Origin of the sequence: Mucilaginibacter achroorhodeus (genome assembly GCF_007846095.1) — a bacterium.
Lineage (GTDB): Bacteria > Bacteroidota > Bacteroidia > Sphingobacteriales > Sphingobacteriaceae > Mucilaginibacter > Mucilaginibacter achroorhodeus.
In genome coordinates this window covers 1-24,809 of the sequence record NZ_VOEI01000004.1, presented here as the reverse complement: position 1 = coordinate 24,809, position 24,809 = coordinate 1, and the positions used below count along the sequence as shown (strand labels likewise).

Genomic DNA, 24,809 nt, shown 5'->3' with positions numbered 1-24,809 from the left:
ATTACATCATTTGCATTTCGTGCCTTATTTGTTCCAGGTAGTCTCGCTTATCATCACGGTAAAAAAGGTTCATGGTTTCAAACGGGATGATCTGCATGTCTTTGTTTACAATATGTACGCACGACTTTTTGATGGCCCTTACATCAAAGTTTTGAGCATCGATAAACTGCATAATGATCACCCTGAAAAGATTATCATAGCTCAACTGCGGGGCATCTATCTCAGGCAAACAGCACATAATGGAATGCAGATGCTCCTTTGCTTTATCCACAGAATTGCCGGTACTGAACATATTTAGCAAATGCATCTTAAGCCGGTCATCCTGTTCATAAACGATTGTGTTTTTTGAGTTATCTAACAGGTCATCAGGGTTGATCATTCGCGTTAGCGGGAAAACTTCACCATTCAATTTCAATGCATAACCCATCACCAGCGCATCGGGGTTACAAGGAACGGGTATCAGGTCGTTTGAATTAAAAACGTTTGTTTGTTCCAAAATGGCCGATCGTACTTCGGTAAGCGTATATCGGTCTGTTGCCGGATTAAAATTAGCAAGGCGACCCGCTTGTTGTGTTGGCTGAAAAGTTACCCCGCGAATGCAAGGTTGTTTCAAAGCATATTCTATGATCTCTCCTATCTCATCGGTATTTAACCCTTTTTGAAGCGTAACTACCAGCGTGGTAGAAAGATTGTGTTTATTAAGACTATCAATCGCCCTCGCCCTTACCTCGCGCAGGTCCTCTCCCCTCAGTTCAACAAGAGCCTCTTTCTTAAATGAATCAAATTGCAGATAGATCTCAAAATCGGGCTGATACGTTGCCAGTCGTTTAACAAACTCCTCGTCCTTGGCTATGCGGATGCCATTGGTGTTCACCATTAAATGTTTAATGGGTTTGGTTTTAGCAATATCCAGTATGTCAAAAAACTGCGGATGCACGGTTGGTTCCCCGCCGCTTATCTGCACCACATCAGGTTCGCCTTCGTTGGCAACAATCACATCCAGCATCTGCTCTATCTCCTGCAACGTACGGTGCCTGCCATAATGCGGGGACGACATAGCATAACAAGTAGGGCAGGTAAGGTTACAGCGATCTGTCACCTCAACCACCGTAAGGCATGAGTGCTGTTCATGATCCTTGCACAAACCGCAATCATAAGGACAGCCATAATGTGTTTTGGCGTTGAATTTTAACGGCATTTCGCTGCGCTTGGCGTAGTTACGGCAGTTTTTATAGTACTCAACATCGGTTGCTATCAAAACCTTCTCAAAGCCATGCTGGCGGCAGCTCTTCAGCATAAATACCTTGTCGTCCTCAAATACTATTTTGGCATCAACCCGCTTTAAACAGGTTGAGCATATGCTGAGGGTAAAATCGTAATAGATGTATGGGCGTTCAGGCATATTTTAAAAATAGCTTTTTAGGTTGAATAAACACGCGGTAATAATATAAAATACCGGCAATGCACACCAGTTGTATAACCCCAAGGCCAAAATTGAACACGTAATTGGGCTTGATAAACTCTATCAAAAACCGGAAAACAAGGTAAGCTGATAAGAAAATCTTAAACCTCGCCCCATCTGCTAACTGGCGTTTCCCTTCTGTAAATGACAGTACACCCCAAAGTAAAATCCAAAAGATGATCTCATATAAATTGGTAGGATGCCTGCGGATACCGTCGCCAAAATCAATAGCCCACGGCAAATTGCTGGCTGTACCGTAAGTACCATCCTCCAAACCGGCAAAAAAACAGCCTACACGGCCAATAAACATGGCAAGAATGAGCGGATAAACCATCAGGTCGCCGGATGAGGCGGTAACCCCAATCTGCTTTTTGGTGTATTCCACTCCTATCAACCCGCCCAGCAGCCCACCCACTATGGTCTTATTACCCATAAAATATAGTAAGCTGAATTTAGAAAGTAACTCTGGATGCTCAAGCACACCAACAATATGCGAACCAAAAAAAGCCCCTGCTGCCGCACCAACGAAAATGATAAGCCGGTGGTTGGCACTGATCTTATCATGCGTTTTTTGACGCAGATAACTGTAATAACGATAGCCGATAAAGTACGCCAGCGTTTCGCAAACAAAGTGAACCGGGATTTGGCCCTTGCCTAAAGATATATTAAGCGGGAAGTGCATGTAAGGCCTAAGGTATTAAAAAGCCCGTTAACAACTTGGTTTAACAGCATCATTTGTATATTGCTCCGCTTATCATTCCAACATGAAAAAACTCACAGTTGCTGCTTTATTGCTGCTTACCGGCAGCTTTGCAAATGCGCAGAAAAAATCTACTGATACCATTTCATCCAACTACCAACCATCGGTACTGTTCTCTCCGCTGCCTTACAAAACGCGGGGTGATGAATTCCACTCGGCCAACGGCGAACCGGGGCCAAAATACTGGCAAAACCGCGCTGATTATAAAATAGCTGTAACGCTTGATACCATCCGCAAAACAATCAGCGGTAACGTTACCATAACTTATACCAATAATAGCCCGGATGCTTTGCAGTATCTGTGGCTGCAATTGGATCAAAACACCTATAAAAAAGATGCCCGCTCAAACTTTGTAACAGGCGCACAGGCGCAGCAACATACCAGTGGTTACGAGATTGAGTCGGTAGAGATCATCAGCGGTGCTAACCGTAAAGAGGTTGATTATAAAATAACCGATACGCGCATGCAGGTGCGTTTAGCGCAAGCGTTAGCGAAAAGTAGCATTGTGTTGAACATTAAATATCACTACACCATCCCGGGTAATTTTGGCAACCGTACCGATTTTGTGGACACCAAAAATGGTAAGATCTACGAGATAGCACAGTTTTACCCGCGAATGTGTGTTTATGATGACAGCCGCGGTTGGGCCACTGCACCTTTCCTTGGCAGCGGCGAGTTCTATTGCGAGTACGGTGATATCGACTACAGCGTTACTGCACCATGGGATATCATTGTAGCCGGCCCAGGCGATCTGTTGAATCCTAAAGAAGTATTGACTACTACACAAATAAACCGCTTAGCACAGGCCCGCAATAGCGATAAAACTATTATGATACGCACCGCGGATGAGATCAATTCGCCCTCATCGCGACCGGTTAACAAAGGCACGCTTACCTGGCATTATAAAATGCTGAACACGCGTGATGTTGCCTTCGGTGCATCAAAGGCCTACATTTGGGATGCAGCAAGGGTTAACCTGCCGGGCGGTAAAAAATCGCTGGCTATGTCGGTTTACCCGGTAGAGAGCCAGGGCAACGCAGCCTGGGGGCGCGCTACGGAATACCTGAAAAAATCAATGGAGTATTTCTCAGAAAAATGGTTCACGTACCCTTGGCCTACTGCCATTAACGAGGCAGGTATAGCCGGCGGTATGGAGTATCCCGGTATTGTGTTTGATGGCATTAACGACAAAGGCAGCGAACTATATTGGGTAACTGCCCATGAGATAGGCCACAACTGGTTCCCGATGATAGTAGGCAGCGATGAGCGCCGTTTTGCCTGGATGGATGAAGGATTGAACACCTTTATTGATGTTTACGCGTCTGATGCATTTAACAACGGCGAGTATGCCCCTAAGCGGGATGGCGAGTACGCACCGGGCGGTGGCAACCCTGCCGATGAGATCATCCAGCATATCATTGATCCTAATTCGCCCAGCATCATGACACAGCCCGATGCCATCCCCGAGAAATACCGCCACCCGCTTACTTATTTTAAACCTGCTTTTGGTTTGGTGTTGCTTCGCGAACAGATCTTAGGTCACGACAGGTTCGATTATGCTTTTAAAAACTATACCCACAAATGGGCCTACAAGCACCCGCAACCTGACGATTTTTTCCGCGCTATGGAAAATGGCAGTGGCGAAGACTTGAACTGGTTTTGGAATGGCTGGTTCTATAATAATTACAAGCTGGATATTGCGCTGATAGATGCTAAATACACAGATAACAAAAAGGCTGTACAGCTAACCATAGCCAATAAAGAGATGATGGCTATGCCGTTTACTGTGGAGTTAAAATTTAAAGACGGCAGCAAGCAGCGCACTTATTTCCCGGTAGAAACCTGGCTGCAAAATAAGGTGAACACATATAACGTGCCTGTTTCAAAAGAGGTAGAAAGCGTTGTTATAGATCCGGATAATGCATTGCCGGATGTGAACAGGAAAAATAATAGTAAGAAGCTGTAAAAACCATGTCATTGCGTTACGCCGAATGGCGGAGAAGCAATCTCATCGCGATCATCTACATGCGATGAGGTTGCCGCGTCGCTGTCGCTCCTCGCAAGGACGTGGCTATTATAAAGCGGCTCCTATATAGCATAGAGATTGCTTCGTGCCTCGCAAAGACGCGTTTATTGAACCAGTCTTTTTAACTGCTGATAAACCTTCTCAGTAGGCAAACCTACAACGTTGGTATAAGAACCGTTAATGCGCTCTATACCGATAAGGCCGATGCGCTGTTGGATGCCGTATGAGCCAGCTTTATCATATGGTTCGTATTCGTCAACGTAGCTGATGATCTCTTCATCGGTCAACTGGCGGAAGAAAACCTCAGAACGGTCGTAAAATTTATTGTATTCACCTTTGTAGAACAGACAAACGCCGGTGTACACCTCGTGTACCTTGCCAGATAAGCGCTGCAACATCTCGATGGCATGCTCGCGCGATTCTGGTTTACCCAATATCAGGCCATCTATCGCAACAATGGTATCGGCGGTGAGAACGATCTCGTCGTTCACTTCCTCGTCAAATGCTTCAGCTTTTTTAGAGGCTATGTAAACAGCGATCTCAGCAGGACTCAAACCATCAGGGTACGATTCATCTACTTCTTTTAAAACTACCCGGAAATCAATATCCATCAGCTTTAAAAGCTCCTGCCTGCGAGGCGATTTTGATGCAAGAATAATTTTTTGGTTCATGTTCAATGGTTCATAGATCATGGTTCATGGTGGCTTCTATGAACTATCAACCATGAACTATTAACTAAAATCTACCAGCTATACGCCTTTTCGTTCATCCAGGTGCCTTGTACCTTCATCACCTTCTCAATAACCTCACGTACGCAGCCTTTACCGCCAGGGATAGGTGATACATAGCTGCAGATAGCCTTTATCTCTTCGGCAGCATCGGCAGGGCAAACAGGTAGCCCAACCATTTTCATGGTTTCCAGATCGGGTATATCATCGGCCATATAAAGCACCCTGGACGGATGGATACCTTTTTCGCTGGTATACAATTTAAACCGGTCTATTTTGGTGTGTGTACCCAGGTAAACATCTTTGATACCCAAACTATTTAACCGATATAAAGCACTTTTTGACCTGCTGCCCGATATCGCCGCCACATTGTAACCGCTCTTTACAGCTAACTGCAAAGCATAACCATCTTTGATGTTGAATGATCGACTTTGCACGCCGGTCTCGGTTACAAAAACGGAGCCGTCGGTCAACACGCCATCCACATCAAAAATAAAGGTGGTAATATCGTTAAGCTTGGTTAAGAAGGATTCCATCTGCTTTGGTTGATCGGTTCAATTGTTCATTAGTTCATTCGTGTCCCTGAAGATCATCTGCACATCTCTACATCTGATTCCGACAACTATCGGAACTGCACATCAAAACTATTGGTTGTCGCGCCATTCGTAAACCCAGGCACTTTGAATTTGCTCAAGATGGCCCTCGTTTGCCTCTTCGCGCGTGCCAACAAAACTTGGCAACGTAAGTACCCACTCCAACAGATCTGTGAAGCGGATGCGGTATATTTTGGATTCGCCAAATTCATCGCCAAATTTTTCATAAAGGCCCATGGCAATGTCTTCGTAGTCGTTCCAGTGAATCGGCAGTGCGAATTTATCTGTACTCATTGATTTTTCTTGATTCTTGATTCTAAATGTCTTGACGCTATAATTAGTGACCCATAAAGCCTGATTGATCCGGCAGGGTAACCTCGATGTCACCATCTATTACCACACATTGGCAACCCAAACGCGAATTGATGCGAGGGTTAACAGCACGGTCAATAAAGTCTTCTTCCTTGTCAGATATTTCCTGCAAGCTGTCCATACCTTTATTAACATAGATGTGGCAGGTACTACAACCGCAAACGCCGCCGCAATTGTGTTGCAATTCGATACCGTTCTCAAGGCAGACGTCTAATACAGATTCACCCTCCGCTATCGGCAATTCCACACTTTCGTGATCGGCTTCCTCAAAGTTTATCTTTACTTTAAAAATATTCATTATTGGCAAAAGTAACAAAATTACCTGTCCCCGTTAACCTCGTTGTGGTTTTTGATAATATCCTGACTTAGCATCTTATAAACATCCTGCAAATGCGGCTGTTGCTCAAGCAATTGCAGGTGTGCTGCCATGGTAGTTTCGTCATTCCTTACTGCAGGGCCGGTTTGTACCTTAAACGGCGAACGTTCTTTTATTTTATCGGCAGTTTCGGCTATCAATGGCCTAAGCATATCAAAGCTCATACCGCTATCTTTTAGCAAGCCCTCTCCTACGCCGTAAAGATGATTGGTGAAATTACAAGCAAAAACGGCAGCCAGGTGCAACACCTTACGCTGTTGCGATGATATACGGTAAACTTTGTTGCTGATGTCGCGCGCCAGGTCTTCAAGGGTTTTAGTGATGGCTTCGCTGACCCCTTCAATACACATCGGCACTTCTCTGAAATTGAGTTCCTTGGTTTTACTAAAGGTTTGCAGGGGATAAAAAACACCGGCTTGCTGCGTAAACTGAAGCATAGGTAAAAGCTCCACAGCTCCAGAAGTATGGGCAATTAGTTTACCGTATTTAGCCAGTTGCGCTATAGTAGGCACAACGGCGTCATCTTTTACAGATATAATGAACAGATCAGTATTGATGGTGAGTGCATTGAGATCATCAGTTGCTTCGGCACCAACATGGTAAGCCAACAAAGCCGCATTATGCAAATTACGGCTATAAACCTGCACAATGCGATGACCCGCATTTTTTAAAGCTGCTGAGATATGGGTGGCTACGTTGCCAGACCCGACGATGGTTATACGCATAGATTCTAACTATAAACGCGTCAAAATTAAATAAATCCATTACTTTTAAGGGCAATTCCAATACCCCTAACACAATGAAGTTTTTAAGGAAACTATTCACCGTACTGCTCATCATCATTATTTTTGGTGGCGCTGCCCTTTTTATCGTCTACTATTTTAAAAACATCGAAAAAAAAGAGCTCACCTACGAACTCCGCAAGAATACCAATGGAAGCTACGTTGAGCTAAGTAAAGGCTTTACCCATTACGAATTAGACGGCCCCGACAGCGGTAAGCTGGTTGTAATGCTGCATGGCTTTAGTGTACCGTACTACATCTGGAACGGCACTTTTGAGTACCTCGCCTCGCATGGCTTCAAGGTTTTACGTTATGATATGTACGGCCGCGGACTATCTGACAGGCCCGATGTTACCTACGATAAGCAACTTTATTTTGAACAGCTTAATGAACTTGTGGACCAACTGCATTTAAAAAAGCCATTTAGCCTGGTTGGTGTTTCTTTCGGCGGGGCGTTGGCAACTGACTATACAGCAGCTTATCCGGCTAATGTGAACAAAGTAGTACTAATAGATCCCGCTTATGTGGCAGGGCAGCCCAAACTGCCACGGATAGCCGCCGATTACCTGGAGGCCTTAGACCCTGAAAAACGTGCTTTGAGCCAGATGGAAGATTTTAAACACCCCGATAAGCACCCAAACTGGGCCGAGCAGTATCGCCCGCAGATGGAGTACAAAGGCTTCAGGCATGCGCTTATCTCAACCGATTATGATTACCTGGCTAATTACAACCCAACACAAAGTTATACTTCGCTTAACAATCAACATAAACCAGTATTATTAATTTGGGGTAAGGAAGACAAGACTGTACCTTTTACGTACAGCGATTCGTTGCGCAAGCTTGTTAAGACAGATTTTTTACCGGTCGATGATGCAGCACACTTGCCTCACCTGGAGCAACCGGACATTGTGAACCCGGCACTGGTAACATTTCTGAAGAAATAACATCTAAACAAAAACACATTCAAACAATGGACAAGTCACTTATTACAACCAGCACCAATTTAGAGGGCTACAGAATAACCACACACCTTGGTGTTGTGCGCGGCATCACCGTTCGCAGCCGCAGCGTTGTGGGCAACTTTGCAGGTGGTATACAATCGCTATTCGGCGGCCGCTTATCTGTTTACGTTGAGCTTTGTGAAAATGCCCGTGAAGAAGCTTTCCACCTGTTGATACAACACGCGCAAGCACTTGGTGCCAACGCGATAATTAATATGCGCTACGATGCTAACGAGGTAATGCAGGGCATTACCGAAGTTTTAGCGTACGGCACAGCAGTTATTGTTGAGAAAGCGAAATAATAGCCAGTTCGCTAACACTTATTGTCATTTCGAACGAGATACGAGGAGAAATCTTCTACGGTGTAAGTATTGCTTGCAGAAGATTTCTCCTGGCTGCCCTCGTTCGAAATGACACAGTTATTATAGGTCGATGAGTCCCGCATAAAATCCGAATACACTATATTTGCCACAAACACCACGCTTATGCAAGTTATAAAGCAATATGTAGATGATAACAAACAGCGCATGCTCGATGAACTTTTTGAGCTGCTGCGCTTCCCCTCTGTAAGTGCCGACCCTAAATATGCTCCCGAAGTTCTAAAAACGGCTGATTATGTGGCTCAAAAACTACGCGATGCCGGTGCTGATAATGTGGAGGTTTGCCAAACTGCGGGTTACCCTATTGTTTACGGCGAAAAATTGATCGACCCATCAAAACCCACCGTTTTAGTATACGGTCATTACGATGTTCAACCACCAGATCCGCTTGAGCTTTGGCATACGCCGCCATTTGAACCGACTGTGCGCGATGGTAAAATTTATGCCCGCGGCGCTTGTGATGATAAAGGCCAGTTTTATATGCATGTAAAAGCTTTTGAGCTGATGATGCAGACCGATGGCCTTCCCTGCAACGTAAAGTTTATGATAGAGGGCGAGGAAGAAGTAGGCTCAAACAACTTGGGCACATTTGTTAAAGCCAATAAAGATCGCTTAAAGGCAGATGTCGTACTCATATCTGATACTTCGATGATCAGCATGGAGCATCCATCTTTGGAGACCGGTCTGCGCGGTTTATCATATCTTGAAGTAGAAGTGACCGGCCCTAACCGCGACCTGCACTCCGGCGTTTATGGTGGTGCGGTTGCTAACCCTGCAACCATCCTGGCTAAAATGATAGCTTCATTGCATGATGATAATAACCATATCACCATTCCAGGTTTCTATGATGATGTAATTGAGCTAAGCGAAACCGAGCGCAAGGAACTTAACGCGGCACCTTACGATGAGAAAGAATACAAAAAAGACCTGGACATTGCCGAGGTATGGGGCGAGAAAGGTTACACTACATTTGAACGTACTGGCACCCGCCCTACGCTTGAAGTAAACGGCATCTGGGGCGGTTACATCGGCGAAGGCGCCAAAACGGTATTGCCGTCAAAAGCCAATGCCAAGATCTCGATGCGTTTGGTACCAAACCAAACCAGCGAAAAGATCACTCAATTATTTACAGATCATTTCCTTAAGATAGCTCCGCCATACGTAAAGGTTAAAGTTACCCCTCACCATGGCGGCGAGCCTGTTGTTACCCCTACCGATAGCGTTGCTTACCGCGCGGCACAACAAGCGATTGCAGAAGCTTTTGACAAACAGCCCATCCCAACCCGTGGCGGCGGCAGTATCCCAATCGTGGCTTTATTTGAAGCTGAGCTGGGTATAAAAACAGTGTTAATGGGCTTTGGCCTGGATAGTGATGCCCTGCACTCGCCAAATGAGAAGTATGACATTTTCAATTACTACAAAGGCATTGAAACCATCCCGTTGTTTCATAAGTATTTTGCTGAGTTGAGTAAGTAAATCAGAATTTACAGGATTATAGAATTTTCAGAATGATTTCTAATCCTGTAAATTCTAAAATTCTGAAAATTCTGATTTAGACCGTTATCTTCTCACACCTTTCCAAAAACCCTTCATCCGCATCCGCCCCTATCCCCACAGCATCGCTGATATTTAGCTTGTAACCGTCATAGGTCACCCCGCCAAGGCAAGGGTCTTGCAGGTGGCCGAGCATACAGGTATCCATGTCGTAAAATTTGATATTAGGGCTGGCGTACACAAAGTGCAGTTTACTACTTAGGGCTATACGGCTTTCCAGCATACCGCCCATCATACAGGGGATGCTGTGTGCTGCTGCTACATCATGGATCTTTTTGGCCTCATGTATGCCACCAGCCTTTGCCATTTTTATATTGATGTGATCGCAACTTCCGCTTTCAATTTGTCGGCGTGCATCATGATGATTGTAAACGCTTTCATCGGCCATAATTTTAACCGGCGATAATTGCATCAACTCGGGCAGCTTATCATCGTACCACGTACGCATAGGTTGTTCACAAAATTCAATGTCGTGTTTAGCAATGGTTTGCAGGGCAAAAACAGCTTCATCAAAAGCCCAGCCCTGGTTGGCATCAACACGTATTTTCAGATCGGGACCAACGGCTTGTCTTATGGCGTTAATCCGTTCTGTATCGGTTTGCGCGTTCTTACCGAGTTTTACCTTCAGGATCTTTGCTCCATTGTTTTTGAACACAATAGCCTGTTTAGCCATATTCTCCGGTGAGGAAATACCGATAGTAATATCACTTTCAATCTCTCGCTTTTCGCCGCCAAGAAATTTGTACAGCGGCAGGCCGGCGTGCTTGGCTGCTATATCATACAATGCCATATCAAAAGCGCTTTTGATGGTGGTATTGCCGGCAGTAAAGCTGTGAAGCTCTTGCAAGCGGGCTTCAATATCCAAAGCACCCTTGCCTTTCCATAACTTCGCAAAATCTTTAGCCATCACCAGGCAGGTATCCTGCGTTTCTCCTACGATCATGGGGAAGGCCGAGCATTCGCCCACACCGTACAAGCCTGCATCGGTATGCACCCGAATAAAAACATTCTTTGCATGGTCCATAGTGCCGGTGGCAATGGTGAAAGGCTCCATCGGGATGCTGAAGCGGTAAATATCGATGGAGGTAATAGTAACACACATTGGTTATATGCTTTATGCTAAAATAGCAGAAATTAAGTAGTAAACGCAACATTTGCACTTTAACACATTTACTGTATATTTGCGTTACTACAAAGTACTCCATTTTGGTTCTCCGGTTTCCGCCTTCGGTCTGTGAAACTGTCCATGAACTAAAAAACATTTCACGAACTTATTTAATAATAAAATATTCATGGCATTAACCAACTTGCCTGGTCCGTTTGATTACAACTCAACCAGGAGCAAACTTTTACTTACAGAATACGGCCGCAATGTGCAAAACATGGTGAAATACATTGTTGCATTGCCAACCAAAGAAGAGCGTAACCGCTACGCACAGGTAGTTATTGATCTGATGGGTTTCCTTAACCCCCATCTGCGCGATGTGGCCGATTTTAAACACAAACTTTGGGACCACCTGCACATTATTTCGGGCTTTCAATTAGATGTTGATTCGCCATACCCGAAACCTACAGAAGAAGCGATCCATATTAAGCCGGAGCCTTTAAAATACCCTAATCAGCGCATCAAATCCCGCCATTACGGTAAAACCATAGAGCTAATGATACAAAAGGCTAAAAGTATTGAGGAGCCGGATCGTAAGCGCCACATGGTACAGGCTATTGCCAATTTCATGAAAATGGCATATGTGCAGTGGAATAAAGATTCTGTTGCAGATGAGATCATTATCAATGATCTGTATTCATTGTCTAACGGTGAGCTTAAACTTGAAGAGAATGTTAACCTTGCTAAGGTTGAATTCCGCACTAACAACAACAATAATAATAACAACAACAATCGCGGCCGTACTAATAATCAGAATAATCGCGGTGGTAGCGGAGGCGGCGGCGGTCGTCAGAACAATAACAACCAGAACAACCGCAATAATAACAACCAAAATAACCGTAACCGCAACAACGGAGGAGCGAAAAAATATTAATTGAACATGTGTTCATAGTTATTGGTTCATAGATCATAGAAATGAACCAGACTGCCTGCGGCATTGCAATTATTTTATAATCTTTGCGCGGTATTCATGCTTCGGCTTTCTGATCCGGACCATGAACTATGAACCATCAACCATTAACTAAACATGAAGAACGCATTTGAGATACAAGGCGGTAAAAAGCTAAAGGGCGAGATCATTCCGCAGGGAGCAAAAAACGAAGCCTTACAAATTATATCTGCCGTTTTACTAACCGGCGAAAAAATGACCATCAGCAACATCCCTGATATACAGGATGTGAATAAACTGATAGAGCTTTTGGGCGATATGGGTGTTGAGGTGAACCGCATCTCTCGCGATACCGCAACGTTTGAAGCCAAAGAAATAGACCAGGACTTTTTTAATTCCGAAGCCTTTAAAACCAAAGGTGGCGGCCTGCGTGGCTCTATCATGATCCTCGGCCCGCTGTTGGCACGTTTCGGCAGTGCATCTATCCCAAAACCGGGTGGCGATAAAATTGGTCGTCGCAGGCTGGATACTCACTTCCTGGGCTTTGAAAAATTGGGCGCACGTTTTGACTTTAACCCCGAAAATGGTTTTTATAATGTTGATGCATCAAACCTGCAGGGTACTTATATCCTGCTGGATGAGGCATCTGTTACCGGTACGGCCAATATTGTAATGGCTGCAGTATTAGCCAAAGGAACTACTACTATTTACAATGCGGCCTGCGAACCTTACCTGCAGCAGCTTTGCAAAATGCTTAACCGCATGGGCGCAAAAATCAGCGGCATAGGATCAAACTTGCTGACCATTGAAGGCGTTACCGAACTTGGCGGTACCGAGCACCGTATGCTGCCGGATATGATAGAGATCGGTTCTTTTATCGGTATGGCCGCAATGACCGGTTCTGAAATTACCATTAAGGATGTACACTACGACGAACTTGGTATGATACCTGACGTTTTTAAACGCCTGGGTATTAAGCTGGAGCGCCGTGGCGATGACATTTACATTCCGTCGCAAGACCATTACGAGATAGACACCTTTATTGACGGCTCGCTACTAACGGTAGCAGATTCACCATGGCCGGGTTTCACGCCCGATCTGTTAAGCATCGTATTAGTAGTCGCCACGCAGGCAAAGGGTTCAGTGCTGATTCACCAGAAAATGTTTGAAAGCCGCCTGTTCTTTGTGGATAAGCTTTTGGATATGGGTGCCAACATCATTCTTTGCGATCCCCATCGTGCTACCGTTATTGGCTTGGATAAACAAATTCAGTTACGTGGTATTTCCATGACCTCTCCTGACATCCGCGCAGGGGTATCGTTACTGATCGCGGCGTTATCTGCTCAAGGTCAATCTACCATTTATAATATTGAACAAATAGAACGCGGTTACCAGAATATCGATGAGCGCCTGCGCGCACTTGGTGCAGATATCAAACGCGTTTGATCGAAGATTGAAGATTAAAAGATTAAGGACAAAAGATGTTTTCAATAATCTTTTGTCCTTTGTTTTTGTCAATCAACAGGGTTTTCTCCTTTTCGCTCTTTTTACTACATTTATCGCTTCCAGTACAACATACCTGAGATGCCTTACAAAAACCGGAAATCTTCGTACTTCCCGTTTATACTCATATTTGTAGCCCTTAAGGTTATTCTTAACCTTTTTGCTATCAAAAATTTTGGCTTTCACAGAGATGAATTGCTGCATTTGGTATTGGGCGATCATCTGGATTGGGGGTACAAAGAAGTGCCGCCTTTTATTGCTTTATTGGCCAAAATAACGTTAAGCGTATTTGGCGACTCCGTATTTGCCGCGCGCATTTTCTCAACCCTTGCCAGCGGCTTAATTATTTGGTTAACCGGTTTGATCACCGTTGAACTTGGCGGGAAACGCTTTGCCATTACAGTAGCTTGTTTGGCGCTTATCTTCTCCCCCGCTTTTGCCGCCAGCGGTTATTTGTTTCAGCCTGTAGTTTTCGATCAGCTTTGGTGGGTGCTTACCGTTTGGCTTTTCTGCAAATATTTGAACACTGCCGATGTTCGCTACCTTTACTGGCTTGGTGCTGCCGTTGGCCTTGGTATGCTTACCAAGTATACCATGGCATTCTTTACCGGGTCGCTTATCATCGGCATCCTTATCAGCCGGGAGCGGAAGCTGCTTTACAATCGCCATGTATTTTATTCCGCACTGGTTGCAACTGTGATATTTCTACCAAATGTGATATGGCAGTTTGCCCACCACCTGCCGGTGATTACCCACATGCGCGAGCTGCGTGAAACGCAGCTGGATTACGTTCATCCGCTTGATTTTATAGAGCAGCAACTACTGGTAAACGGCACGGCTTTGTTTGTTTGGCTAACGGGCTTTATTGCTTTGTTTGCATCATTCAGGTTGCGCAGGTTCAGGTTTATGGCGATAGCTTATATATTGATATTCCTGTTTTTGCTTAAGATGAATGGCAAAAGCTATTACATTTTTGGCGCATACCCTATGTTATTTGCAACCGGTGGTTTTGCTTTTGAGCGAATCTTAAAACGCCAGGCATATCTGTTACGGAGCTTAGCTCTGCTTATTGTAGTTATCCCTAACATGCTGTTGCTACCGCTTGTATTGCCTATATTATCATTACAGGATACCGTTAGCTTTATTAAACGCCAAACAGAACGCTACCCTTTCTTCAAATTTATTATTACCTGGGAAGATCAAAAGCAACATCCGCTAACGCAGGATTATGCCGACATGCTTGGTTGGGATGAGATGGCCAAAAAAGCAGCCGACGTTTACCACAGCCTTACCCCTGAACAACAGAAAAATACACAATTGTACGCAGATAATTACGGGGAAGCGGGTGCGCTTCACCATTATCGTCATCAATATGGACTGCCCGAGGTAGTGTCACTCAACAGCAGTTTCCAATTGTGGGCTGCAGATAACCTGAATGCCAAATACATTATCTATGTGGATGATGACGACAATGTTGAACGCCGTTTAAGCAAAGTGGTTGGCAGTTATAAACTGGTTGGGCAGGTGCAAACACCCCTTGCCCGGGAACATGGCGTACGCATCTATCTTCTTACCGATCCGTCACCAAAATTGAACGAGATCTATCGTGCCGAACTGGCCAAAAAACGCCTGCAATAACTTTTAAATAAGCCCGGCACCCCCATCCCTTCAAATTTTCTTACCGTTTTCACCGACGTAAATACACCGCTTACCGACCAAAACCGGCACTGTGTCTAATTTACACTTATTGGCTGTAACGATTCTTTTTTGTGGGCGTCATAGTAGTATAAATAATAAAACAACATCACATATATTATTCATAATCAAAATATTAACAGTCATGAAAACAACAATATTAACCATCGCAGCCGTAATGTTCATGGCCATGGTAAACACCAAAAATTCTTTTGCTAACACCTTCAATGGTAACGACAAAGAGGCAACCGTTTTAACAAACATTAGCAAGATCAATAAAATTGAGATCCACGGAAACGTAGAATTATATGTATCTGATGGTGATAGCGACAAAGTAAAAGTTTACAACAAGTACTATGCTGAAAGCGCTTTGGTGCAAAGCCAAAATGGAGTGCTTCGTATCTCATCATACGCCGACCAAAAATTGGTGGTTTGGGTAACCGCAAACGATCTTAGAGCAATCACTGCTTACGATAATGCCGAGGTAAAGTCATTTGGTAACCTTTCAAAAATTGAGCTGGACGTAAAACTTTATAACAGCGCAAAAGCTGATCTTAAACTTGATGCTTATACAGCTAATGTGACTGTAGACGATGCAGCAGAAGTTTCACTTGCCGGTAACGTAAACAGTTACAACCTGGCCTGTGCAAAACCTGCAAATATTAACCATAACAATCTTGTAGCTGCAGAAGTAACAAAAACACAGATCATAAAAGCCAATACCCTATCAAGTTTATAATATAGTTGAGTTTAAGACCTTATCATTCTTTAAAAGCCACCATTATTTTTAGTGGTGGCTTTTTTAATTTTAAATGTAACTTCATCCTGCCTTAAGCAGTCATACAACACTAAAACTAAACCGTTATGAAAACCCGCTATTTTAAAATATCATTAGTTATTGCCCTTGCTTCACTTACCGTGCTAAGCTCATCTTGCAAAAGGTTCAGGTGTAAAAAAGGATCAGGCAATATCAAAACCGAAACCCGCAAGATCGGCGAATTTACTAAGCTGGAAATTTCGGGCGGCTTCAATGTCACCCTTAAACAAGACAGTTCCCAAAGCCTAACTATCAATGCAGATGATAACCTGTTACAATACATCCAAACAGAAGTAAGCGGCAACACACTGCTGATAAAAAATAAGCGCAATATATGTGGTAGCCATCAAATGAACTTAGTTGTAGGTGTGCGCAATCTCGAGGCTTTAAAAGCTTCGGGCGGCATAGAACTGAAATCTGACGGCCGTTTAAATACTAAAGAGCTGGAGCTGGAATTAAAGGGAGCTACCAAAATTAATATGGATCTAAGCGCAACCAATGTTCGCGTTACAGGGAAAGGCTCAACCGAATTAGACCTGCGTGGCCAGGCTGCAAGTGCAGATGTGCGCTTGACCGGTTCGGGAAACATCAATGCACTTGAATTTGTTGTTGGCCGTTACAACCTTGAAACTACAGGCGCCAGCGATTGCAACATTAATGTGTTAAACGAACTTAACGTGCACAGCACCGGCGCATCTGAGGTGAAATACAGGGGCACACCGTCGACCGTTAATACTGATAAAACCGGTGCTGCATCGGTTAAAAAAATAGATTGATCAGGATTTAACTCTTCTTGTTAATCCAAACATATGCAATGGCGGCCCTTGGTCGCCATTGTAATTTAAACATGTCGGTTCAAATATCTAAGCACCATAGATCACCTGCTGCAAAGCAAAACACAAAAGCCTGATTTTTCTCAGAATTAATTCATACTTTTGCGCCTCAATTTTGTATTGCCGATTACCCTAAAACGGCTATACACAACACATTAACAAAACTGTAAAAGATGAATATATCACAGGAGAAAAAAGACGCCCTGAATGCAACGTTAAAGATCAGTCTTAGCCCGGCAGATTACCAGCCACAAGTTGATAAAGCTATTAAAGAACAAGCTAAAAAAGCGCAGCTTCCGGGCTTCCGCAAAGGCATGGTTCCGGCAGGCCACATCAAAAAAATGTACGGTAAAAGCATTTTGGTTGACGAGATCAATACTTTGTTATCAGACAAACTGAACAAATATATTGAAGACGAAAAGCTTGAAGTATTGGGCCAGCCCCTACCTAAGCTTGATGACGAGAAAGAATACAACTGGGACTTTAACGATGAGTTTGAGTTTGTTTACGAATTAGGTTTAGCGCCTGAGTTTGCCGTTGAGTTCTCATCAAAAGATAAATTAACCCAATACGTGATCAAAGTTGATGCAGAGACATTGGCTTCACGCGAGAAAAACATCCGTCGTGCGTATGGCAAAATGACAAACCCTGACGTATCGGCAGAGGATGACGTGCTTTATTCTGATTTAGTGCAACTTTCTCCGGATGGTTCTGTTTTTGAAGGAGGCATTAGCAATACTACATCTGTACGTTTAGATCAGATCAAAAACGAAGATGTTAAAAAATCTTTGATCGGTTTAAAAAAGGGTGATGTAGTTACTATCGATCTTCAAAAAGCTTTTGAAAATGATGCAGCTAAAGTTGCCGGTTTATTAAAAATTGAAGAAGATGAAGCAGCTGAGTTAAAATCAAACTTCCAGCTTACGGTTAAAAATGTAAACCGTTTAGATGAGGCAGATCTTAACCAGGAGTTCTTTGATAAATTATTTGGTGAAGGTGTTGTTACAACCGAAGAAGGTTTCCGTGAGAAGATCACTGAAGAGCTTGAGACCATGATGCAGCAGGACAGCGAACGCAAATTGCAAAACGATATTTATAACTACACTTTAGATAAAGTACAATTTGAATTGCCTGATGAGTTCCTGAAACGCTGGTTAAAAGCAACCAACGAAAAACTTTCTGATGAAGAATTAGAAGGCGGTTATGCAGACTTTGCGAAAAACCTTAAATGGACGCTTATTGCCAATAAAATTGTAGTTGATAACCAGATCGATATTAAATACGACGAGGTTTTTGCTTACGCTAAACAAAGCCTGAACAACCAGTTCAGGATGTACAGCCAGCAATCATTAACTGACGAGCAATTGGCACAATACACTGTTCAATATCTGCAAAACAAAGAAAATGCAAACAAGATATTTGAAGAAGTGAAAGCCGTTAGGGTTTTTGATTACATTAAAAGTGTAATTACACTTGATAAGAAAGAAATTTTGTTCACAGATTTTAACAAGCTGGAAGACTAATATTTTTCTTACATACAACCTTTACCAAAAGCATTTGCCCAAAAGGCAGGTGCTTTTGTGTTTTATGCAGCAAGCCTCTCCCCAAACCCCTCTCCGAGGGAGAGGAGCTTTAGAGAACTTTTTCTTAAGTCTCTCCTATCGGGGGAGATTTAGAGGGGGCTCTTAAAACAACCTTTGTAATGCTGAACGTAATGAAGCATCTGTTCGCCGACGAGTGCGGCGCAGATCAGATTCTTCGCTCCCGCTCAGAATGACATGGATGGTCCAGGCCAGAAATTTTACTTTCTAAAAACTATATTGTTCAAAATCTATTCAACTAAAAACTATATTTACCCAATACCTAACAAGAATAATTAAATACCATGAGTAGCATTCCAGATAAAAATGAATTCCGAAAATATGCTGTTAAACATCACCGTATAAGCAGCACTTACGTAGATAAATTTATTGGCGGCGTAAACCGGTCGTCAACACCGTCGGGTATTGTTACCGGCCCCGGCATCACCGGTATGACGCCTTACATCATTGAAGAGCGCCCAATGAATATTGCCCAAATGGACGTGTTCTCTCGTTTGATGATGGACCGTATCATCTTTCTTGGCGATGCCATTTACGATCAAAACGCTAACATCATCCAGGCGCAACTATTGTTCCTGCAATCGGCTGATGCAAAACGCGATATTCAGATCTATATCAACTCGCCGGGTGGTTCGGTATACGCAGGTTTAGGTATCTATGATACTATGCAATTTATCTCTAACGATGTAGCTACTATCTGTACAGGTATGGCAGCATCAATGGGTGCTGTGCTTTTAGTGGCCGGTACAAAAGGTAAGCGTGCTGCGTTGCCACACTCAAGGGTGATGATACACCAGCCATCAGGCGGTGCACAAGGCCAGCAATCTGATATCGAGATCACTTACCACGAGATCACCAAACTGAAGAAAGAATTGTACGAGATAATAGCCGAACACAGCGGTGCCGATTACCAGAAAGTTTGGGACGCATCAGACCGTGACCACTGGATGATTGCCGAAGAAGCAAAAGAGTTTGGTATGGTTGACGAAGTGCTGCGAGCAAGCTCAAGTAAATAATTTATAAACAATTAGCGGGTGAGATCCTTTAACTGTAGTTGGATTTGTAAACATCCGCTAATTGATTATTTTTGATAAAACCGTTTTAAAATGAACAAGAACAGCAAGGAGATCAGATGCTCGTTTTGTGGCGCAGGTAAACAAGACTCCCTGATGCTGATCGCCGGTTTGGATGCCCATATTTGTGATAAGTGTGTTGACCAGGCGAACGAGATCTTAGCCGAAGAACTTAAAGTACGCAAGGTTAAGGCTTCCCCTGCCGTACCGTCGGTGCTGAAACCTTCTGAAATAAAAACACACCTCGATCAATACATTATCGGTCAGGACGATGCAAAAAAAGTATTGTCGGTAGCGGTTTATAACCACTACAAACGCCTCAACCAGCGTGTTGATAAGGACGAGGTTGAGATAGAAAAATCGAACATTATTATGGTTGGCGAAACCGGCACAGGCAAAACCCTGCTGGCTAAAACGCTTGCCAAAGTGCTTAATGTACCTTTTTGTATTTGTGACGCCACCGTGCTAACCGAAGCCGGCTACGTTGGCGAAGACGTTGAGAGTATACTTACACGCTTACTGCAATCTGCTGATTATGATGTAAATGCTGCCGAACGCGGCATAGTTTACATTGATGAGGTTGATAAAATTGCCCGCAAAAGCGATAATGCTTCAATTACCCGTGATGTGAGCGGCGAAGGCGTGCAACAAGCTTTATTAAAGATATTAGAGGGTACAATGGTAAACGTACCACCGCAAGGCGGCCGTAAACATCCGGATCAGAAAATGATCACGGTGAACACCAGCAATATCCTTTTTATTTGCGGTGGTGCTTTTGATAGCATCGAGAAAAAGATAGCTAACCGCTTACGTACACAAACCGTTGGCTACAAGTTTAAACGCGAAGATACCGAGGTGGACCTGAAGAACCTGTACAAATATATTACGCCACAGGATCTTAAATCATTCGGGTTGATTCCGGAGTTGATCGGTCGTTTGCCGGTTCTTACCTATTTGAACCCGCTTGATCGCGAAGCTTTACACAACATTCTTACCGAGCCTAAGAACTCGCTGCTTAAACAGTACAAAAAGCTGTTTGAATATGAGGGTGTGAAATTGGAATTTGATGCCGATGTTTTAGACTTTGTAGTTGATAAGGCAATGGAATTTAAACTGGGCGCACGAGGCCTTCGTTCTATATGTGAGGCTATCATGATAGATGCCATGTTTGAGTTCCCTTCTAAAAAAGATGTAAAGCGTTTAACAGTTACGCTTGACTATGCAAGAGAGAAGTTTGAAAAAAGCGATCTTAAAAAGTTAAAGGTGGCTTAACCAAAATATCATAGTAAATTACTATATTTGCATATCTCAAAACACAAGGCACCCTGGCAATTAGCCGGGGTTTGCTGTGTAAAAACGTTTCGTTTTTGTACACTGCGGCCGCCCGGCCGCCTAAAATAATAGCATATGAACGAAGAATTAGATGTTAAAAAAGACGACAGTACCCAAACTGTTAAAGCGCCCAAAGAGGTAAACTCCCCTGTTAAGAGTGGTTTAAAAACCAAAGATGCCATTGTTGTAAACTGGTTGCCACGTTACACCGGGAGGCCGCTTGATCAATTTGGCGAGTACATTATCCTAACCAATTTCTCAAAGTACCTCCAGTTGTTTTCTGAATGGAATGATAACGCATCTATAATGGGTTTAGATAAGCCAATGCAAAGCGTAACTGCTGGTGGTATCACTATCATCAATTTTGGTATGGGCAGCTCGGTTGCTGCAACCGTGATGGACCTGCTAACTGCCATTAAACCCAAAGCAGTAATTTTCCTGGGCAAATGCGGTGGCCTTAAAAAGAAAAATAACGTAGGCGACCTTATCCTGCCGATTGCGGCCATTCGTGGTGAAGGTACATCAAACGATTACCTGCCGGCGGAAGTGCCTGCATTGCCTTCTTTTGCACTACAGAAAGCGATCTCAACCACCATCCGCGATCACTCGCGTGACTACTGGACCGGAACCTGCTACACCACTAACCGCCGCGTTTGGGAACACGATAAAGAGTTTAAGAAATATCTTAAGCAACTACGTGCCATGGCAATAGATATGGAAACTGCAACCATATTCACCACCGGTTTTGCCAACAAAATACCTACCGGCGCCTTACTCCTGGTATCAGATCAACCAATGATACCTGAAGGTGTAAAGACCGCAGAAAGCGACTCAACAGTTACCGAAAAGTATGTGGAGACCCACCTGCACGTAGGTATTGAATCGTTAAAACAACTCATAAATGGTGGCTTAACCGTTAAGCACCTGAAGTTTTAAAGCGTAAGTGCTTTAATCACTTTCCTTTATTTCGGAAACCCGCATTGCCGCTACGCTATAGTCGGCGTGTGGGACACCTGAAATTATGTTCACCCCTATCATTTCTTGACATTTAGTGAATGGTTAAATTGGGCATCTGCCCAATAATTTTCCTAATTTTGTGTACTATCCAATTAAATATACAGGATAAGTAGACAATAGACTATGTGGTATAACAATATATTAGAAACCATTGGCCAAACACCTTTGGTTAAGCTCAATAAAATAGTAAAAGACATACCGGCTACCGTATTAGCTAAAATCGAAACAACTAATCCCGGTAACTCTATAAAAGACCGTATGGCCCTCAAAATGATAGAGGATGCCGAGAGAAGCGGAAAGCTTAAACCGGGAGGAACCATAATTGAGGGTACATCAGGTAATACAGGTATGGGCCTGGCCATTGCGGCTGTTATAAAGGGATATAAATGTATTTTTACCAGTACCGATAAACAGTCGAAGGAAAAATTTGACGCTCTTCGCGCCTTTGGTGCCGAGGTTATCGTGTGCCCTACCAATGTTGAGCCAGAAGATCCAAGGTCATATTACTCTGTATCATCACGCCTGGAGCGCGAGGTCCCAAATTCCTGGAAGCCAAACCAGTACGATAACTTATCTAACTCGCAGGCCCATTATGAGCAAACCGGCCCCGAAATATGGGAACAAACCGAAGGTAAGATAACCCACCTTATTGTGGGCGTAGGTACTGGTGGTACCATCTCAGGCACTGCACGTTATTTAAAGGAGAAAAATCCAAACATACAGGTATTGGGTATTGATACTTATGGCTCTGTATTTAAGAAATATAAAGAGACCGGCATTTTTGATAAGGACGAGATCTATCCGTACATCACCGAAGGTATCGGTGAAGACTTTCTGCCTCAGAATGTTGATTTTAGCCTGATAGATTATTTTGAAAAGGTAAGCGATAAAGATGCGGCCTTAATGACGCGCGAGATTGCGCGTAAAGAAGGTATTTTTGCAGGTAACTCAACCGGTGCTGCTGTTGCAGGTGCCCTCCAAATGAAAGACAGGTTTAAAGAAGGCGACGTAGTAGTGATCATCTTCCCTGACCATGGTACCCGTTACCTGGGCAAAATGTACAATGATGACTGGCTGCGCGATCGCGGTTTCTTGAAAGATGGCAAACTTACTGCTAAGGATATCATCTCTAAAAAAGAAAGCACCGAAATCATTACAATCGATTGCGAAAAAACAGTACTTGAGGCCATTAATGTTATCAAATCGCTTAATATAAGCCAGATACCGGTAACACAGCAAGGCATGGTGATTGGCAAGATCACAGAGAGTGATATTCTTAACTCGTTAATGGAAAATCCGGGTATCAAATCTCAGCCGGTTAAAAGCATCTCTACAGCCCCGTTCCCTTTCATTGATCTTAATACATCTATCGACCGTATCTCAGGCATGATCAATAAGGACAACATCGCTGTTTTAGTTGAAGATGAGCAGGGAAAGATCGAGATCATCACCCAGTACGATATTATCAACGCTATATCGGCGTAAGCAAAACCAAACAAACAAAAAAGCCATCAGTCAAACACTGATGGCTTTTGATTTTAATATATGTTGGACTTTTTAAAAGTAATTGCTTTACAGGATGGCTAATTCTGCTTTATCAGCCTTTACATATTTGTTAGTGGTTGTTTTTTTAGTATTACCTGCAACCAATTTACTTTCGTTAACGGTAGCTGACTGATCTTGAGTAATGCTGTAATCGTTAACGCTACCGCTGATGTTTGCTTTAGCACGATCATTAACGTTGATGTTGGCAGCATAAGCATCTAATTTCAGATCGGCAGATGCGTTGTTGTTAAGCGTTACGTTCAACTCAATTTTTGAAAGGTTGCCAAATGATTTTATTGCGGCATTATCATAAGCGGTGATAGCTCTAAGGTCATTGGCAGTTACCCAAACCACTAATTTTTTGTCGTTGTAAGAAGATATGCGTAACACACCATCTTTGTTTTGCACTAAAGCGTTTTCAGAATAGTATTTGTTGTAAACCTTTACCTGGTCTGCGGCGCCATCAGATACATATAGTTCTACGTTACCGTGTAATTCTATCTTGTTGATCTTGGTTACGTTTGTTAAAGTTGTGCTAACTTCTTCGTTGTTGTTTTTATCGTTTGCAAAGGTTGCAGTAGTTGTTCCTAAGGCTAAAGTTACGATAGTTGCTATGGTTAAAAATTTCGCTTTCATGACTGTAATATTTTGATTGTAAGTGTTTTAATTATTTCTTGTTATTAATTACACTGATAAGACGAGCACTACGAAGAAACGTTACAGCACTTTTCCGGGAAATAGACAGGCGGGGCAAATGTGTCGGTGAATGACAGTTTATGGTCGGTGAAATGAGGAAGAAATTTTGACCCCACTAAAGAATTTAAGTCTATATTTTGATATATGACAGATCGATCCTATTCAATGCTATGCCCAAAGTTTGTGTTTAATGCAAAGGAAAACCGCGCTGACAAGCCATGTCTTGTCCTGAAATAGGTTTACACAAAAAAGTAAACGATGAACAGTATAAAAGAGTTATTGATAAGGCATGACCGCGAGTTGGGCGGATTAAGTTTTCGTAGCTTAGCAAGCAAACACGGGATACCGGCAAGCACGATACACAAGATGTTAAGCAAAAAGCAAGCAGAAGAACCCATTGGGGATGCAGGGAGCAGCAGATCGGAGCAGTCAGAGATAGCGCTGCTGAAGACCCAACTCCGTAAGGAGCAGCTTAAGAACGAGTTGCTCAACAATATGCTCGATATAGCCAGTAAGGAGCTGGGTGTTGATATCAGAAAAAAGTCTGGCACCAGGCGGTCGAAATAAGCATGAGGAGCCGTTCACGCGGCTTGCGTGGATTATGCAGAC

General features: G+C 43.4%; 24 protein-coding genes. 15 read left to right on the top strand and 9 right to left on the bottom strand.

Going from position 1 to position 24,809, the window contains the following annotated elements; translation table 11 throughout:
• Nucleotide 1 precedes the first annotated feature (1 nt).
• Nucleotides 2–1,402 (bottom strand): radical SAM protein, encoded by a 1,401-nt coding sequence (locus FPZ42_RS11850; RefSeq protein ID WP_146271652.1) that lies wholly within the window; start codon nucleotides 1,400–1,402, stop codon nucleotides 2–4.
• On the bottom strand, nucleotides 1,395–2,144 hold the full coding sequence (locus tag FPZ42_RS11845; protein ID WP_146271650.1) for a prolipoprotein diacylglyceryl transferase: 750 nt from the start codon (nucleotides 2,142–2,144) through the stop codon (nucleotides 1,395–1,397). The genes FPZ42_RS11850 and FPZ42_RS11845 overlap by 8 nt, the downstream gene beginning before the upstream one ends.
• Nucleotides 2,145–2,226: 82 nt before the next feature.
• Between FPZ42_RS11845 and FPZ42_RS11840 the strand changes: the two genes are divergently transcribed.
• Complete coding sequence (locus FPZ42_RS11840) at nucleotides 2,227–4,188, top strand: M1 family metallopeptidase (protein ID WP_186458753.1); 1,962 nt, start codon at nucleotides 2,227–2,229, stop codon at nucleotides 4,186–4,188.
• 164 nt (nucleotides 4,189–4,352) lie between these two features.
• Here FPZ42_RS11840 and FPZ42_RS11835 read toward each other — a convergent pair whose 3' ends face one another.
• The 5 genes from FPZ42_RS11835 to FPZ42_RS11815 form a co-directional block, all read right to left on the bottom strand.
• Nucleotides 4,353–4,919 (bottom strand): Maf family protein, encoded by a 567-nt coding sequence (locus tag FPZ42_RS11835; protein ID WP_146271648.1) that lies wholly within the window; start codon nucleotides 4,917–4,919, stop codon nucleotides 4,353–4,355.
• A gap of 71 nt (nucleotides 4,920–4,990) precedes the next feature.
• Nucleotides 4,991–5,512, bottom strand: coding sequence for a KdsC family phosphatase (locus FPZ42_RS11830; RefSeq protein WP_146271646.1), 522 nt, complete (start codon nucleotides 5,510–5,512; stop codon nucleotides 4,991–4,993).
• Between the two features lie 108 nt (nucleotides 5,513–5,620).
• Nucleotides 5,621–5,863, bottom strand: a complete 243-nt coding sequence (iscX, locus tag FPZ42_RS11825) for a Fe-S cluster assembly protein IscX (RefSeq protein WP_146271644.1) — start codon at nucleotides 5,861–5,863, stop codon at nucleotides 5,621–5,623.
• A 43-nt stretch (nucleotides 5,864–5,906) separates the two neighbouring features.
• On the bottom strand, nucleotides 5,907–6,239 hold the full coding sequence (locus FPZ42_RS11820; RefSeq protein ID WP_146271642.1) for a 2Fe-2S iron-sulfur cluster-binding protein: 333 nt from the start codon (nucleotides 6,237–6,239) through the stop codon (nucleotides 5,907–5,909).
• Nucleotides 6,240–6,259: 20 nt separating this feature from the next.
• Entirely contained in the window at nucleotides 6,260–7,042 is a 783-nt protein-coding gene (locus tag FPZ42_RS11815) for a Rossmann-like and DUF2520 domain-containing protein (RefSeq protein ID WP_146271640.1), read from the bottom strand.
• A gap of 74 nt (nucleotides 7,043–7,116) precedes the next feature.
• On the opposite strand from FPZ42_RS11815, the gene FPZ42_RS11810 reads away from it, so the two are divergent.
• From FPZ42_RS11810 to FPZ42_RS11800, 3 genes are all read left to right on the top strand, one after another.
• Nucleotides 7,117–8,043 (top strand): alpha/beta fold hydrolase, encoded by a 927-nt coding sequence (locus FPZ42_RS11810; RefSeq protein ID WP_146271638.1) that lies wholly within the window; start codon nucleotides 7,117–7,119, stop codon nucleotides 8,041–8,043.
• A 26-nt stretch (nucleotides 8,044–8,069) separates the two neighbouring features.
• Nucleotides 8,070–8,402, top strand: a complete 333-nt coding sequence (locus tag FPZ42_RS11805; protein WP_146271636.1) for a YbjQ family protein — start codon at nucleotides 8,070–8,072, stop codon at nucleotides 8,400–8,402.
• Between the two features lie 183 nt (nucleotides 8,403–8,585).
• Nucleotides 8,586–9,956, top strand: coding sequence for a dipeptidase (locus FPZ42_RS11800; RefSeq protein WP_146271634.1), 1,371 nt, complete (start codon nucleotides 8,586–8,588; stop codon nucleotides 9,954–9,956).
• A gap of 76 nt (nucleotides 9,957–10,032) precedes the next feature.
• Here FPZ42_RS11800 and FPZ42_RS11795 read toward each other — a convergent pair whose 3' ends face one another.
• The gene (locus FPZ42_RS11795; RefSeq protein ID WP_146271632.1) at nucleotides 10,033–11,136 is read right to left on the bottom strand and encodes a mandelate racemase/muconate lactonizing enzyme family protein; all 1,104 of its coding nucleotides are present in this window, start codon (nucleotides 11,134–11,136) and stop codon (nucleotides 10,033–10,035) included.
• 190 nt (nucleotides 11,137–11,326) lie between these two features.
• Between FPZ42_RS11795 and FPZ42_RS11790 the strand changes: the two genes are divergently transcribed.
• The 10 genes from FPZ42_RS11790 (at nucleotide 11,327) to FPZ42_RS11745 (ending at nucleotide 23,444) form a co-directional block, all read left to right on the top strand.
• Nucleotides 11,327–12,073 carry a DUF4290 domain-containing protein gene (locus FPZ42_RS11790; protein WP_146271631.1) on the top strand — a complete coding sequence of 249 codons (747 nt, stop codon included), beginning with the start codon at nucleotides 11,327–11,329 and terminating at the stop codon, nucleotides 12,071–12,073.
• A gap of 153 nt (nucleotides 12,074–12,226) precedes the next feature.
• The gene (murA, locus tag FPZ42_RS11785) at nucleotides 12,227–13,534 is read left to right on the top strand and encodes a UDP-N-acetylglucosamine 1-carboxyvinyltransferase (protein WP_146271629.1); all 1,308 of its coding nucleotides are present in this window, start codon (nucleotides 12,227–12,229) and stop codon (nucleotides 13,532–13,534) included.
• Between the two features lie 138 nt (nucleotides 13,535–13,672).
• A complete protein-coding gene (locus FPZ42_RS11780; protein WP_146271627.1) occupies nucleotides 13,673–15,229 on the top strand; it encodes a glycosyltransferase family 39 protein in 1,557 nt (518 codons plus the stop codon).
• Nucleotides 15,230–15,431: 202 nt separating this feature from the next.
• Nucleotides 15,432–16,025 (top strand): GIN domain-containing protein, encoded by a 594-nt coding sequence (locus tag FPZ42_RS11775; protein WP_146271625.1) that lies wholly within the window; start codon nucleotides 15,432–15,434, stop codon nucleotides 16,023–16,025.
• Nucleotides 16,026–16,150: 125 nt separating this feature from the next.
• The gene (locus tag FPZ42_RS11770) at nucleotides 16,151–16,879 is read left to right on the top strand and encodes a head GIN domain-containing protein (protein WP_146271623.1); all 729 of its coding nucleotides are present in this window, start codon (nucleotides 16,151–16,153) and stop codon (nucleotides 16,877–16,879) included.
• A gap of 230 nt (nucleotides 16,880–17,109) precedes the next feature.
• Nucleotides 17,110–18,459, top strand: coding sequence for a trigger factor (tig, locus tag FPZ42_RS11765; protein ID WP_146271621.1), 1,350 nt, complete (start codon nucleotides 17,110–17,112; stop codon nucleotides 18,457–18,459).
• A 362-nt stretch (nucleotides 18,460–18,821) separates the two neighbouring features.
• Nucleotides 18,822–19,553, top strand: a complete 732-nt coding sequence (locus tag FPZ42_RS11760; protein WP_146271619.1) for an ATP-dependent Clp protease proteolytic subunit — start codon at nucleotides 18,822–18,824, stop codon at nucleotides 19,551–19,553.
• Between the two features lie 90 nt (nucleotides 19,554–19,643).
• Nucleotides 19,644–20,882 carry an ATP-dependent Clp protease ATP-binding subunit ClpX gene (clpX, locus tag FPZ42_RS11755; protein ID WP_146271617.1) on the top strand — a complete coding sequence of 413 codons (1,239 nt, stop codon included), beginning with the start codon at nucleotides 19,644–19,646 and terminating at the stop codon, nucleotides 20,880–20,882.
• A gap of 135 nt (nucleotides 20,883–21,017) precedes the next feature.
• Nucleotides 21,018–21,878, top strand: coding sequence for an AMP nucleosidase (locus FPZ42_RS11750; protein WP_146271615.1), 861 nt, complete (start codon nucleotides 21,018–21,020; stop codon nucleotides 21,876–21,878).
• 204 nt (nucleotides 21,879–22,082) lie between these two features.
• Nucleotides 22,083–23,444, top strand: a complete 1,362-nt coding sequence (locus FPZ42_RS11745) for a pyridoxal-phosphate dependent enzyme (RefSeq protein ID WP_146271613.1) — start codon at nucleotides 22,083–22,085, stop codon at nucleotides 23,442–23,444.
• 87 nt (nucleotides 23,445–23,531) lie between these two features.
• Here FPZ42_RS11745 and FPZ42_RS11740 read toward each other — a convergent pair whose 3' ends face one another.
• Nucleotides 23,532–24,140, bottom strand: a complete 609-nt coding sequence (locus tag FPZ42_RS11740; RefSeq protein ID WP_146271611.1) for a GIN domain-containing protein — start codon at nucleotides 24,138–24,140, stop codon at nucleotides 23,532–23,534.
• Nucleotides 24,141–24,458: 318 nt separating this feature from the next.
• Between FPZ42_RS11740 and FPZ42_RS11735 the strand changes: the two genes are divergently transcribed.
• A complete protein-coding gene (locus FPZ42_RS11735; protein WP_146271609.1) occupies nucleotides 24,459–24,767 on the top strand; it encodes a helix-turn-helix domain-containing protein in 309 nt (102 codons plus the stop codon).
• Nucleotides 24,768–24,809: the final 42 nt, after the last annotated feature.